Source organism: Fibrobacter sp. UWR2, assembly GCF_002210285.1.
Lineage (GTDB): Bacteria > Fibrobacterota > Fibrobacteria > Fibrobacterales > Fibrobacteraceae > Fibrobacter.
Window position 1 is genome coordinate 138,100 of the sequence record NZ_MWQE01000007.1, and the last position, 13,337, is coordinate 151,436.

Here is a 13,337-nt window from a genome sequence, read left to right on the forward strand (position 1 = left end):
TCCTGCCATGTTCGAATCTATCATCTTGGGCCTATTGCAGGGCCTCGCCGAATTCCTCCCCATTTCCAGCTCCGGCCACCTTGTGCTCGGGCACGAACTTCTAGGCATGAACGAAGCGGGCATGTTCTTCGACATCATGCTCCACGCCGGCACGTTGCTTTCTATCTTCGTCGTCTTCCACAAGAAGATTACCGACATCATCGTAGGCTGCCTCCACCGTGACAAGGAACAGCTCCGCGAAGCGGGCTACATCATTCTGGCGAGCATCCCGACCGCCCTCATCGGAATCGGTTTCAAGGATGCGCTCGAAGGCCTTTTCGAGAATCCGCGCGCCGTATGCGTCGCAGAACTCTTTACCGGCCTATTGCTGTTTACATCGCAGTGGGGCCCCACAGGCGCCAAGCACCCTGAAAACGAAGGCGTCAAGATGAACTGGTGGCGCGCACTCGTGACCGGCACCGTGCAGGGCATCGCCTGCATTCCGGGCATTAGCCGCAGCGGCTCTACCATCAGTGCCATGATGTTCATGGGCGTGAACCGCAAGTACGCCGGTGAATTCAGCTTCCTCATGAGCATCCCTGCCGTGGGCGGTGCCGCACTCCTCGACTGCATCAAGTGGTTCAAGTGCCAGAGCATGACTCCGGAAAAAGCACTCCTCGACCCGGAAAAGGCCATGAAGTGTGCTGACGCCGGCAGCTTTACCCCCGAACTTTTGGTGGGCATGCTGGTGTCGTTCATCTTCGGCATTATCGCCCTCAAGTGGCTCATGACCTTCTTGCAGAAGGGCAAGTTCCAGCACTTCGCCTGGTACGTGTGGGCCGTCGGCATCCTCGGACTGATTTTCCTGTAGTAAGCCCTACCTCAACAAAAGCGTATCCACGAAAACCCAGGGTACAACGGAAATAACGGAATCCACCTGGTTTGCAACCCAAGGGAAGCCGTTTACGCGGCAGCATTCCCTGACCCCTAGAGAATCACGCACTTTTTTATAGCGGTCCGAAAAGTACGGCGAAAACAAGTTATCGTACGCATGGTCCGTCACGTACGAGAACACGCTCCGTTCATGAAGGAAAATCTTATTCCCCAGTTCTTGACAGAATAGCCTGGAAGTTGTCGTGTCCTTAACATCCTTGGCTAAATATTCCAGCCGCGCAGAATCTAGCGGGACAATGGCAGCAGCACTTCCATCAAAAAACAGATCACTAAACATTTCTCTCTTTAGCCAGTCGCAGAAATTCTTATCGAGCACGCGCAATTCTACAGGCCTATCGGCTTTTAATAGGAAAAAGCCACCCATCTGCCCCGCCACTTGCCACGGCGTCGGAGCAAACGACCCATCCACGCCCCACTTGCGAAGCCCCCAATTAAAGATGTCCCCTACAGAAAGCCCTTGTTTGTTCTTGGAACGGGCCTGGACCATAAGGTCCTTGCTATCCTTATAGTCATATTCACTCAGGACCATAAAGAAACGGGATGCAAAATTATAGTTTCCGGAGTCCAATGCCGCCTTGGAAGCTAGGTAGATTTTCTCTTTTATCTCCTCGGAAGTCCCGAATTCTTCGACAGCCTTCTCATACCCCATTTTACGAAGTTCCTTGCGGAAGGGAGGGAATATATCAGCAAACAGAACATCACTATGGTGATACGTGCCAGGATGTTCCTCTGTGCTAATTATTCTAGCGAGTTCCGCTTTATAAGGAACCTTCTGGTCCGGAGTCTCTAGATAGGCATTCATCATTTGGCATTGGCGGGCGTATTCGTAATAGCCACTTTTGTATTCGTCAATCCAGGCCATTACCAGGAACAGCAGAGGGATTGCAAGGAACACGCCAAGGCAACCTATTGATACTTTTTTCACGATCCCCATAGTTACTCCTTTGTACGGGACAGCCCAAATAATCCATCTATTGTGTATATATATCTTTTTGGCACGGTTATTGCATCTTCTATAGCGAAAACAAGGTTAGGCTGTCATTTTGTTTCATTTTGAAACATTATGGTAGGCTAAACCGCTCGAAAATTAAACATCAAGGCGTTCCCAATGATTCTATCGCCACTACGTGGCTCCAGAATGACAGCGGGAATGACAAAGGACAGAAAAATGGCAACAGAGAAGATGGAATTCCAGACCGAAGTTCGCGACATGCTGAACTTGATGATCAACTCCCTTTACAGCAACAAGGAAATCTTCCTCCGCGAGCTCGTCTCGAACGCGGCGGACGCACTTGACAAGCGCCGTTTCCTTTCGCTTTCTAACGCCGACCTGCTCCCGGTGGGCACGCAGTTGCGCATCGACATCTCGGTGAACAAAGAAGGCAAGCGCATCGTTGTCGAAGATAACGGTATCGGCATGAACAAGGAAGACTTGATCAACTGCCTCGGTACCATCGCCCGTAGCGGCACCAAGAACTTCATCAAGAATTTGAAGGAAGGTGACAAGGGCAGCGTCGATCTGATTGGCCAGTTCGGTGTGGGTTTCTACTCCGTGTTCATGGTCGCGAAGAAAGTCGAAGTGTTGACGCTCAAGGCCGGCGAAAAGCAGGGCTACCTGTGGGCCTCCGAAGGCACGGGCGAATTTGAAATTTCTGAAGCCCCGCTCGACAAGGTGGGCACCAAGATTACCTTGTACCTGAAGGACGACGAGGACGCCGAAGATTTCGCCAGCGAATGGAAGATTAAGGACATCGTGCAGAAGTACAGCGGCTTCGTGAGCTACGGCATCTACTTCCACCCGGAACCGACCAAGAACGACAAGGGCGAACTCGAAGAAAAGCCCGAAGAACGCTTGAACGAAAAACAGGCCCTGTGGCGTCAGAGCGAAAAGGAAGTCACCGAAGAACAGTACAAGGACTTCTACAACGTCATCAGCCACGAAGCCGACGAACCGGCCGCCTGGAGCCACAGCCACGCCGAAGGTTCCCAGGAATTCTGGAGCCTCGTGTACATTCCGTCGAAGGCCCCGTTCAACATCTGGCACAACGATGCTCTGCACGGACTCAAGCTCTACGTGAAGAAAGTCTTTATCATGGACGACTGCAAGGACTTGCTGCCGCCTTGGCTCCGCTTTGTGCGCGGCGTGGTCGATAGCGAAGACTTGCCGCTGAACGTGTCCCGTGAAATCTTGCAGAACAACAAGATTATCACCAACATTCGTAAGCACGTGATCAAGAAGGTGCTCGACACCTTGCAGAACATGGCCGACAAGGATGCCGCGAAGTACAACGCCTGGTGGCGCGAACTCGGCATGGTCTTGAAGGAAGGCTTCTACATGAACTGGGAACATCTTGACGAACTCAAGAAGTTGCTCCGTTTCGAAAGCACCAAGACGGAAGGCGACGCTCTCGTGGGCCTCGACGAATACGTGAAGCGCATGCCCGAAGGCCAGAAGGAAATCTACTACCTCATCGGCGACAAGAACGCCGTGAAGTCTAACCCGATGCTCGAAGCCTTCAAGGCGAAGGGTTACGAAGTGCTGCTCATGAGCGACGGCATCGACGAGTTCATGATGTCGAGCCTCACCGAATTCGGTGACAAGAAGTTCCATGACATCGCCCGCGGCGACGTGGATTTCGAAAAGACCGAAGACGAAAAGAAGGCCGAAGAAGCCAACAAGGGAATCTTCAAGGGACTCTGCGAAAACCTGCAGAAGGTCTTGGACGAAGACATCAAGGAAGTCCGCGTGTCTAGCCGCCTCAAAGATAGCCCCTGCTGCCTCGTGACCAGCGAAGACGCCATGAGCGCTCAGATGGAACGCATGATGAAGGCGATGGGCCAGAAGAACTTGCCGAAGAGCAAGCGCATTCTGGAAATCAACCCGACGCACCCGATTTGCGAAATGCTCAAGAAGAAAGCCGAAGCCAAGGAAGATCTTGGCGATTGGCCGAAGGCCCTCTACGGCCAGGCATTGCTTGCCGAAGGTTCTCCGCTCCCGAACCCCGCTGAGTATGTCGCCGCAATTACTAAACTGCTGACTGCCAGCGTGAAGTAATCTCGCAACAGCGTCATCCTCGCGAAGGCGAGGATCCATACATTCTCATACGAAAAAGACCGCGATTCAATCGCGGCCTTTTTTTCAAATCTTCGCACCAACTAGAGAAAAGTCATTAAAAAGTCGTATAGACGAGTATAACGAGGCCGCAGACCCCGAAGCCGTACAACTGGTACGGCGAGTTGGGTCGAGAACGAAGTTAGGCGAAGTCTAGACGACTTTTTTAACCGTGGTAAAGGTTGCCGGACTGATAATTCGGTTCCGTCGTCAGGTTCACTCCCAGCCTGCGGAACACGCCCACATCCACCTGCGAGAGGATGACACTGGAATGCACTTCGCAGTGGCGGAGTTCCGGCAACTTCTCGAGGGCAATTTTTGCGTTGTAGTCCGTGAGAGCACAGACGGAGAGCGCCACGAGCGCCTCGTCCATGTGCAGGCGCGGGTTCTTGTGGCCCAATTGCCTGGTCTTCAAGTTCTGAATCGGCTCGATAACCATCGGCGAAAGCAGGCGCACTTCGTCGGGAATCTTCGCGAGATGCTTCAAAGCATCGAGCAGGGCGGCAGAAGAGGCGCCGAGCAGCGAAGACGTTTTGCCGGTAATAATGGCGCCGTCGTTCAACTGGATGGCAACGGCCGGACCACTGGTAATTTCGGCGCGTTCCACGGCAGCCGCAATCACGGGACGGTCGGCAGTGCTAATCTGCGCCTGCTCCATGATGAGTTCCTGCTTGTAAATCTGGTCCTTTTCCGCATTGCCCTTGCGCACGTCGCAGAGCGTGTTGTAGTAGCGGCGGATGATTTCCTGTTTGGCGGCCTCGCAAACGGCGGCATCGTCGACAATGCAGTTGCCTGCCATGTTCACGCCCATGTCCGTGGGGCTCTTGTACGGAGATTCACCCAAGATGCGCGTAAACAGCGCGTTCAACACTGGGAAAATTTCCACATCACGGTTATAGTTGATTGTAGTTTGTCCGTAAGCTTCCAGATGGAACGGGTCAATCATGTTCACGTCGTTCAGGTCGGCGGTGGCCGCCTCGTACGCGAGGTTCACCGGATGCTTGAGCGGGATGTTCCAGATGGGGAACGTTTCAAACTTCGCGTAACCGGCCTTCACGCCGCGCTTGTTCTCGTGATAAATCTGCGAGAGACACACGGCCATCTTGCCACTACCGGGGCCGGGAGCCGTCACCACCACGAGTTCGCGGGTAGTTTCAACAAATTCATTCTTGCCGTAACCGTCGTCGCTTACAACCAAAGGAATGTTGCTCGGGTAACCCGCAATCGGGTAGTGGCGGTAAACCTTGAGTCCCAGTCCTTCCAGCTTCTTTTGGTAGGCGACAGCGCTCGGCTGTTCCTGCCAGCGGGTCAGCACCACAGAGCTCACGTAGAGGCCATAACCGCGGAACGCGTCAATCAGGCGGAGCACGTCCTGGTCGTAGGTAATACCGAGGTCGCCGCGGACCTTGTTCTTTTCGATGTCTCCCGCATTGATGGCGATAATGACTTCGGCCTTGTCCTTGATTTTTTCGAGCATGCGGATTTTACTGTCGGGCGCGAAGCCAGGCAACACGCGGGATGCGTGATGGTCATCGAACAGTTTTCCGCCAAATTCCAGGTAAAGTTTTCCGCCGAACTTCGCGATGCGTTCGGCAATTTTTTCGGACTGCGTCTTGAGGTACGCTTCGTTATCAAAACCTACTTTAAACATCTTTTTCTACCAATTCAAAATTAAAATTCAACGCCTCAAAAATAAAAAAATTTCGGGGCAAACATGACGCCTGCCCCGAAGCAAAAACACGCGGTCACAAAAATTTATTTCACAATTTTGTACGCCCTGTTACCGACAATCACAAGCAGCGCTCCCCTGTTTTCGACGCGCACTTCGTGCATTGCGGACTGCGTATTCGATTTCACAAGCACGCGACCACTGAGGTCGGAAACCGTGAACCTGGAACCGGCAGGCGCATTCTCGATAAAGATGGAATTTGCACGTGCACGTATCTTTATGTCAGTATTAAAGTTAAGTGCATTTGCGATTGCATCCGGGTCGACAAGCGAAGTGTCCGGACCCGGAGCAGCCTTCTTCGCAGTCACCGCCACCTCGTAGAGCTTGCACGATTCAAACGCGTGGAACGTGGTGTCGTTTTCATAACTTACGCCGTTGTATTCACCCTCTGCCGTCTTTTTCTCGACTTGCGGTTTCTCCTTCCATATCTTGAAATTGCCTGTCAGGTGGAGCATGGCAAGGTAATGCACCAGGCCGTCGTAGTAGCGCTGGCTGCCCACGATGGGCTTGGAATCCCAGGCCTTCTGCAGCACCTTCTTCACCAAATCCTTGTAGCTCTCTTCTTCAAGCAGAGCGTAGGTAGCAACTGCATTCGCACCGGCCTGGCCGATGGTGAAATCGCCGTATCCGCTGGTGCCGTCCCAGTTGAAGTGGCCGTGCCTGTAGCCGTCCCTCTCGAAGAAGTCCGTGATGACCTTCGCAATCTTCGTCTGGCGCTCCATATCCACACCGAACAGGTAGCTATCCATGCCGTAGTTCATGGGGCAGCGGATGGCATCGAACGCGTACTTGGTGGAGTTGTCGCTGAAAGCGTAATGCGGAGTTCCGTCGAAGTTGCTGTAGTCGCTGCAAAGGCCCGACTGCGGGTTTGCGGAATTGTAGATATGGTCGCGGGTCGCCTTCGTCGCCTTTTTCCACTTGTCGTTGTTGGTAGTCGACCAGCGGCTGAACAAGTCTACGAATGCAGGCAAACTATAAGAGGCATCGCCCCAGGTGTTGTTGCCGTCAGACGGCTGGAAGGTTGCGATAAAAGACTGTTCACTGTACAGGGACTGGCCGTTGCCTTTCCAGCAGGCCTTCAAGATGCTCTGCGCATCCCTCATGTAGCCTTCGTCGTTCCAGCGGTGGGCAGCAAACAGGAGCGACATCATGAAGTAGATTTCGCCATCGGGAGCGTTGCCCCAGTCGCGCACGGAACCGTCGCGGTTAGCCTGCCAGGCGAAATAGCCGGAGCCGCCCGTGGCAGGGTCCTTCCACATGTGCTTCTTGGCCCAGTTCCAGAGCTTGTCGAATTGTTCCCTGTGATTGGTCTGCACGGCAATCATCATGCCGTAGCTCATGCCTTCGGAACGGATGTCGTTGTTGTTGATATCGACGATGTAGCCGCCATCGCGGTCCTCGTAATACACGGTCTTGTCATTCTGGCCGCCAAAGTAATGGTTCCAGAGTTCGTCAAGCTTGTCCTGGATATCCTTGTCGGTCTTGCCGAGGAAAGTCTTGAACGGGCTCGTGTAATCGCCGGTATAGTAGGCACCCGTAGATTGCGTACCATCCTTTTCGCAATCGGGGCCAAAGTAGGCTCCGCTATCGTCGAAGAATGTGCCGGTGTAGATTGAATTTTCCGCCGCGGTGGCCATAGAGGCACACAGCAGGGCTACCGATAATACGGATAGGTTTTTCATTTTGTTCTCCCAAGAGTTGATTTAACCTATCCATAACAAACCCAGCTATAATATAAATAAGGAATGCACGATTTCACCTATCGTGCAAAAAAAGCCGTTGTTAGCCAAAACAACGCGAATTCGGCGTTTTTACGCCAAAATCAAAAAAAAGTGCCTCCAGGGCAGGAATTTCACGATAACCCCAGAGGCACCATTGTACGGAGATCTTTAGCCGATTACGAGACCTTCGTTCGTGGCAATATCACCTTCAATGTGGAAAGAATTCAGTACCGGATGTTCGCGGTCCTGTAAAGAAAGGATCAAATAGCTCGCCCTGCTATCGTAGGCAAGGCGTTTGTCTTCTTCCGACGGGCGCGAAGGGGATTCCGGATGGGAATGCCAATTGCCCAGCGGCGAGAGGCCATTTGCACGCATGTCCTTGATGGCGGCAAGCTGTTCCTTGGGGTCCAGCGAAAAATGCTCGTTCGAATGGTCAATATTCGTGAGCAGGTAGACCTTCTCGATATGCTTGTCGCTACCTTCGATGCGCCCCGCAATCAGCCCGCAGGCCTCTTCGGGCAGGTTCTTTTCGGCATGCGCGAGGATTTTTTCGTAGTTGTCTTTTGAAATGGAAATCATTTTTTTTCCAATGTCATCCCCGGCTTGACAGGGGATCTTTTTTAGGGGAGATGCCCGCCTACGCGGGCATGACAACAAAGGTTTAATGTTTCAAGTCGCAAACCGCCTGTTCGTAATCGATAAGCTGCGTGATGGTCGGGTGCGTGCCGCAAACAGCGCAGTCTTCGGTATGCGTCGGGAGTTTCACCTTGCGGAATTCCATCGTAAGCGCATTGTAGGTAAGCAGGTAACCGGTGAGCAAATTGCCCACACCGAGAATGTACTTGACGGCTTCCATCGCCTGCAGGCTACCGATAACGCCGCCCATAGCGCCAATCACGCCTGCCTGCTTGCAGGTAGGCACAGCATCTTTCGGAGGCGGCTCCTTGAACACGCAGCGGTAGCAGGGGCCCTGACCCGGAATATACGTCATGAGCTGGCCCTGGAAGCGGATGATTCCCGCATGGGAGAAGGGCTTCTTCGCCATCACGCAGGCGTCATTGATGAGGAACTTCGCCGGGAAATTGTCGGTACCGTCGATGATGAAATCGTAATCCTTGATGAGGTCGAGGATGTTTTCGCTCGTCACGAAGGTGTGGTACGTAATCACCTTCACGTCGGGATTCATCGCTTCCATTGTCTCTTTCGCAGATTGCACCTTGGGCTTGCCCACATCCTGCGTTGCATGGATAATCTGGCGCTGCAGATTGGAAAGGTCGACCACGTCGGCATCGGCAATGCCGATGGTGCCCACGCCGGCTGCGGCAAGGTACATGGCTACGGGGGCACCGAGGCCACCAGCACCAATCACGAGAACTTTTGCGTTCAGGAGCTTCTTCTGGCCCTTCGCGCCCACCTCTTTCAAGATGATGTGGCGGGAGTAGCGCTCCAGCTGTTCGTTAGTAAAAGCCATTAGCAGCCGCCTCCCATGAAATAGAGGAACTCGACGCTGTCACCATCCTTGAGAACGGCTTTGTCAAACGTTCCGCCTTCGACAAATTCTTCGTTTACCGAAACGGTCACGTAAAGCGGGTTGTCAATCTTCTCGGCTTCAATCAGTTCAGCGACGGTGAGGCCATCCTTGTATTCTTTCTTGTTTCCTGCAACAGTAATAATCATTTTATACTCCTTGGTTAGTCTCCGACCTTCTTCACGATGAGCGTGTAGGTTCCGTCCTGGTTGTCGTCAAGTTTCAAGATTTCGTGACCCTCTTCCTTGATGCTACGCGGCACATTCTGCACCGGTTCGCCGTCGTTCAGGCGGATAGAAAGGATTTGACCTTCTTCCAGTTCTTCGAGGGCGACCTTCGCCTTCACGAAAGTAGTCGGGCACACGACATCAGTAATGTCGATGGTATCGTCGATTTTTATTTCTGCCATTGTTGTTTCTCCGTACATTGTTGTTTTAATCTGGCCCAAATATAGAACGCGTTTTTGCGTGCGTCCAATACATTGTTTTTATGCTGAATTATCAGTTTTTTCTATAGCAAGTTGCCATCTTATGATTATATAATGTAGTACCACTCCTCGCTCTGGGTAATTTCTTCCGTCTTGTGTTGCTTATCGGTAGAAACGTAGTCCATTTCGAGGCTCTTCATGCTCACGCGGGTATTGGGCGCGACAGAACTCGTGATGAAGGCACTGCCACCGATAATGGCATTTTCGCCAACAACAGTGTCACCGCCGAGAATGGATGCGTTCGCATAGATGGTTACGTTGTCCTGAATTGTCGGGTGACGCTTTTTGCCAGAGAGGCGCTGGCCCCCGCGCGTCGAGAGCGCACCGAGAGTCACGCCCTGATAAATTTTCACGTTATTGCCAATAACCGCAGTTTCACCAATCACAATGCCCGTACCGTGATCGATAAAGAAGTACTTGCCGATGGATGCACCCGGATGGATGTCAATTCCCGTCTTGGAATGCGCATACTCAGTCATGAGCCGCGGAAGAACCGGAACGTGCAAAAGGTAAAGTTCATGGGCAATGCGGAAAAACGTTGTCGCCATAAGGCCCGGATACGCAAGGATAATTTCGTCGAGGCACCCAGCGGCAGGATCGCCATCAAAAGCTGCATGCAAATCGGTTTCAAGACATTCACGAATCCAAGGAATCTTCGCGAAAAACTCCTTGCAGATGCGGTAGCTTTCAATCTTGCGCTCGTCCGAAGTCATGGTACCACGGAGCTTGCAATAATCAAGCGCGATGGCCACCTGCTTGTGGAGGTGGTAAAAAGTATCTTCAATAATGACCGCGAAGCTATTCTTCGGGTTGTAAATCTTGTGCGAGCGGTCCCTGAAATGTCCGGGATAAACCACACGGATCAGGTTCTGCAAAATCGTCTGAATCTCGGCCTGGTCGGGTCGATTATAGATGTCAATGTTGTCGATATGCTTGCCGCGATTGTAATCGGCAAAAATCGTCTGGACAGCTTTTTCGACTTCTGATTCCTGGATAAGTTCGTGCATGACAAAATTCAGGGTAAAAATTTAAGGAATAGTGAGGAATGTGAAATGTGAGATGTGAAATGAAATTATCTTCACTCCACACTACACATTCCACACATCACATTTTATGCGAACGTCTTCAGCGCCCTCACGAGAGCGTCAATGTCGTCCGGCGAGTTGTACAGCGCAAGCGTCGGGCGAACGGTACTTTCGTAACCGAAATGCCTGAGCACCGGCTGTGCGCAGTGGTGACCTGTACGCACGGCAACACCGTAGGCGTCGAGCCTCTTGCCCACTTCTTCGTCGGAATAACCGTCGAGCTTGAAGGCCAGAGCAGAAGCCTTGTTGAGTGCGGTTCCCACAAGGTGGAGACCCTTGACAGTCTTCAGTTCCTTGAGGCCATACTGTAACAGTTCATGTTCCCAGCGGAATACGCAGGGCATCCCGATTTCGGAGAGGTACTGGAGGGCAGCACCGAGGCCAACAGCGTCAGCGATGCTTCCGGTTCCCGCTTCAAACTTGTTCGGAATTCCGTTGTAAATCGTGCGTTCGAAAGTCACATCGGCAATCATGTTGCCACCACCGTGGTACGGGCGTGCGGCTTCGAGCAATTCTTTTTTGCCGTAAACGACGCCGATACCGGTCGGAGCAAACACCTTGTGCCCGGAGAACACGAAGAAGTCTGCGTCGAGGGCGGAAACATTCACCGGAATGTGCGCGATGGACTGAGCACCATCAATGAGGATTCTCACGCCGTGCCTGTGGGCGATGGCGATGAGTTCCTCGATCGGGGTGACCGTACCGAGCACGTTTGAGACATGCGTCACGGAAACGAACTTGGTGCGCTTGGTGAACAATGCCTCGTAATCGTGGAGCTTGAGCTGGCCGGTAGAATCGCAGGGAATCACCTTGATAATCGCGCCTGTTTCTTCGGCAATGAGCTGCCACGGCACGATGTTCGCGTGGTGTTCCAGGATGGAGACGATGATTTCGTCGCCCGGCTGGAGCGTCGGCTTCACGTAAGCGTTAGCCACCAGATTGATTGCTTCAGTCGTACCGCGCACGAACACGATTTCCTGCGAAGACGGGGCCCCAATAAAGTCACGCACGATGTTGCGTGCGTTTTCATAGGCATCCGTCGATGCAGCCGCGAGCGTGTGTGCGCCACGGTGCACGTTGGAGTTCTCGTTTTCGTAGTAGTACTTGAGGCGGTCAATCACTACTTGCGGGCGTTGCGTCGTTGCACCGTTATCGAGCCAAACGAGAGGATGCCCGTTAATCTGCTTCGAAAGAATCGGGAAGTCGCTACGGATTTGCGCAAGGTTCTTGGAACCGATGCGGATGGATTCGTTGCGGGAATTGGAGCCGCTGTTAGCGTTGCCGGCCTTGTTCACGGAATCGCCACCGAGAGATGTCGGAGCGTCGATCGGGCGAGCATTTTCTGCTGCCTGGGTCTTGGAAAGGACCTTCGGAGAATACCCCGTTGCAGGCGCAGGCGCTGCCGGGACATCGCCGAACTGCGACACAAATTCCGCTTCGGGAACCGCAGGGGCTTCCACGGAATTGAGCCAGGTATCGGTGGAATTGCCGCCGTAGGCAAACGGAGCCGAAGAAGTCGGCTGGTCGCCATAGGTCGCAAACGGATGTTCCCAGTCGAATGCGGGAGTCTGGCTGATGGCAACAGCCCCCTGGGCGGCGCTCACTCCCTGAGCCGCCGAAGCGTTCTGCACTTCAGGTGCCGCGGGAGTTGCAGCATAAGCACTGTCCGTCAGGTCGGGAAAGTACTCATTTGCCAACTGCTCCAGTTCAGCCGCATTGGGAACTCCGGCGAGCTCTTCCAGCGATCTGGTATCTGGATTATTCGTAATCATAGTATTCGCCAACCTCTACGTCTTCGAGAACTGCAATGGCGTCGTCGGCAAGGATAGCCGCAGAGCAGTACAGGGAAAGCAGGTAGGAAGCAACGCCCTTGTTGTCGATACCGCGGAAACGCACGGAAAGGCCACGAGAGTGTTCGTTCTTGAGACCGGCCTGGAACAGGCCAATCACGCCGCGCTTGGCTTCGCCAGTGCGCACGAGCAAGATATTGGTCTTGCCGCCCTGGGACTTCGGATTCTTCACGCCGTCCACGAGAAGCTTGTCGGTGGGGACCAGAGGAATGCCGCGCCAGGTAAGGAACTTGCCACCGGCGATATCGACAACAACAGGCGGCACGCCACGGCGGGTGCATTCGCGTTCGAAAGCGGCAATGGCACGCGGGTGAGCGAGGAAGAAGGACGGTTCCTTCCAGACCTTCGAAATGAGTTCGTCGAGATCGTCCGGAGTCGGGCGGCCGTCGGCGCGGAGCGGCTGGATGCGCTGGGAATCAGCCACGTTCTTCAGCAGGCCGTAATCGTCGTTGTTGATGAGCAGGCTTTCCTGACGTTCGCGGAGCGATTCGATAGCGAGGCCGAGCTGTTCCTGAACCTGGTCATACGGAGAACTGTAAACGTCTTCGATGGCCGTGTTCACGTTGATAATCGTAGAGATAGAATTCAGTTTGTATTCGCGCGGTTCGGTTTCGTATTCGACGTAGCCTTCCGGAATAATGTCGGTCTTCTTGGTCTGGCTGCAAAGAACATCGAGCGGGGTTTCGCCTTCCACGACCTTGTTCACGCGGAACAGGCCCGTTTCGAGACCCTTGAATTCAAGGAACTTGGTGAGCCACTTGGGAGTCAGCGCACCAAATTGCGGCTTGGTCTTGGTGACGTTCGCCAGGTTGTAGGCAGCCTTTGCGCCAAGCGCATTGATGCCGGTTTTCTTTTCTGTAGCTTCATTTGCCATAGTGGTTTACCTCTTGGG

At 53.3% G+C, this 13,337-nt stretch carries 12 protein-coding genes; 2 read left to right on the plus strand and 10 right to left on the minus strand.

Annotation, left to right across the window (positions count from 1 at the left end):
- The first annotated feature begins 7 nt into the window (after positions 1 to 7).
- On the plus strand, positions 8 to 850 hold the full coding sequence (locus B7994_RS10460; RefSeq protein WP_088638408.1) for an undecaprenyl-diphosphate phosphatase: 843 nt from the start codon (positions 8 to 10) through the stop codon (positions 848 to 850).
- Between the two features lie 6 nt (positions 851 to 856).
- On the opposite strand, the gene B7994_RS10465 is transcribed toward B7994_RS10460, so the two are convergent.
- Positions 857 to 1,858 carry a hypothetical protein gene (locus B7994_RS10465; RefSeq protein WP_144063853.1) on the minus strand — a complete coding sequence of 334 codons (1,002 nt, stop codon included), beginning with the start codon at positions 1,856 to 1,858 and terminating at the stop codon, positions 857 to 859.
- Between the two features lie 243 nt (positions 1,859 to 2,101).
- On the opposite strand from B7994_RS10465, the gene htpG reads away from it, so the two are divergent.
- Complete coding sequence (gene htpG, locus B7994_RS10470; RefSeq protein ID WP_088638410.1) at positions 2,102 to 3,988, plus strand: molecular chaperone HtpG; 1,887 nt, start codon at positions 2,102 to 2,104, stop codon at positions 3,986 to 3,988.
- A 223-nt stretch (positions 3,989 to 4,211) separates the two neighbouring features.
- Here the strand turns inward: htpG and B7994_RS10475 are convergent, their stop codons facing one another.
- The 9 genes from B7994_RS10475 to B7994_RS10515 form a co-directional block, all read right to left on the minus strand.
- Positions 4,212 to 5,696 carry a DUF1846 domain-containing protein gene (locus B7994_RS10475; protein WP_088638411.1) on the minus strand — a complete coding sequence of 495 codons (1,485 nt, stop codon included), beginning with the start codon at positions 5,694 to 5,696 and terminating at the stop codon, positions 4,212 to 4,214.
- A 104-nt stretch (positions 5,697 to 5,800) separates the two neighbouring features.
- Positions 5,801 to 7,456, minus strand: a complete 1,656-nt coding sequence (locus B7994_RS10480; RefSeq protein WP_088638412.1) for a glycosyl hydrolase family 8 — start codon at positions 7,454 to 7,456, stop codon at positions 5,801 to 5,803.
- 207 nt (positions 7,457 to 7,663) lie between these two features.
- Positions 7,664 to 8,074 carry a M67 family metallopeptidase gene (locus B7994_RS10485; protein WP_088638413.1) on the minus strand — a complete coding sequence of 137 codons (411 nt, stop codon included), beginning with the start codon at positions 8,072 to 8,074 and terminating at the stop codon, positions 7,664 to 7,666.
- An 82-nt stretch (positions 8,075 to 8,156) separates the two neighbouring features.
- Positions 8,157 to 8,966 (minus strand): molybdopterin-synthase adenylyltransferase MoeB, encoded by an 810-nt coding sequence (locus tag B7994_RS10490; protein ID WP_088638414.1) that lies wholly within the window; start codon positions 8,964 to 8,966, stop codon positions 8,157 to 8,159.
- Positions 8,966 to 9,172, minus strand: coding sequence for a sulfur carrier protein ThiS (gene thiS, locus B7994_RS10495; protein WP_072810170.1), 207 nt, complete (start codon positions 9,170 to 9,172; stop codon positions 8,966 to 8,968). The genes B7994_RS10490 and thiS overlap by 1 nt, the downstream gene beginning before the upstream one ends.
- 14 nt (positions 9,173 to 9,186) lie before the next feature.
- Entirely contained in the window at positions 9,187 to 9,432 is a 246-nt protein-coding gene (locus B7994_RS10500) for a sulfurtransferase TusA family protein (RefSeq protein WP_072810168.1), read from the minus strand.
- Positions 9,433 to 9,557: 125 nt separating this feature from the next.
- Positions 9,558 to 10,517: a serine O-acetyltransferase gene (locus B7994_RS10505; protein ID WP_088638415.1), complete on the minus strand. Its 960-nt coding sequence runs from the start codon at positions 10,515 to 10,517 to the stop codon at positions 9,558 to 9,560.
- Positions 10,518 to 10,621: 104 nt separating this feature from the next.
- Positions 10,622 to 12,367, minus strand: a complete 1,746-nt coding sequence (locus tag B7994_RS10510; protein WP_088638416.1) for a cysteine desulfurase — start codon at positions 12,365 to 12,367, stop codon at positions 10,622 to 10,624.
- Positions 12,354 to 13,319, minus strand: a complete 966-nt coding sequence (locus B7994_RS10515) for a family 2A encapsulin nanocompartment shell protein (protein WP_073115771.1) — start codon at positions 13,317 to 13,319, stop codon at positions 12,354 to 12,356. The genes B7994_RS10510 and B7994_RS10515 overlap by 14 nt, the downstream gene beginning before the upstream one ends.
- Positions 13,320 to 13,337: the final 18 nt, after the last annotated feature.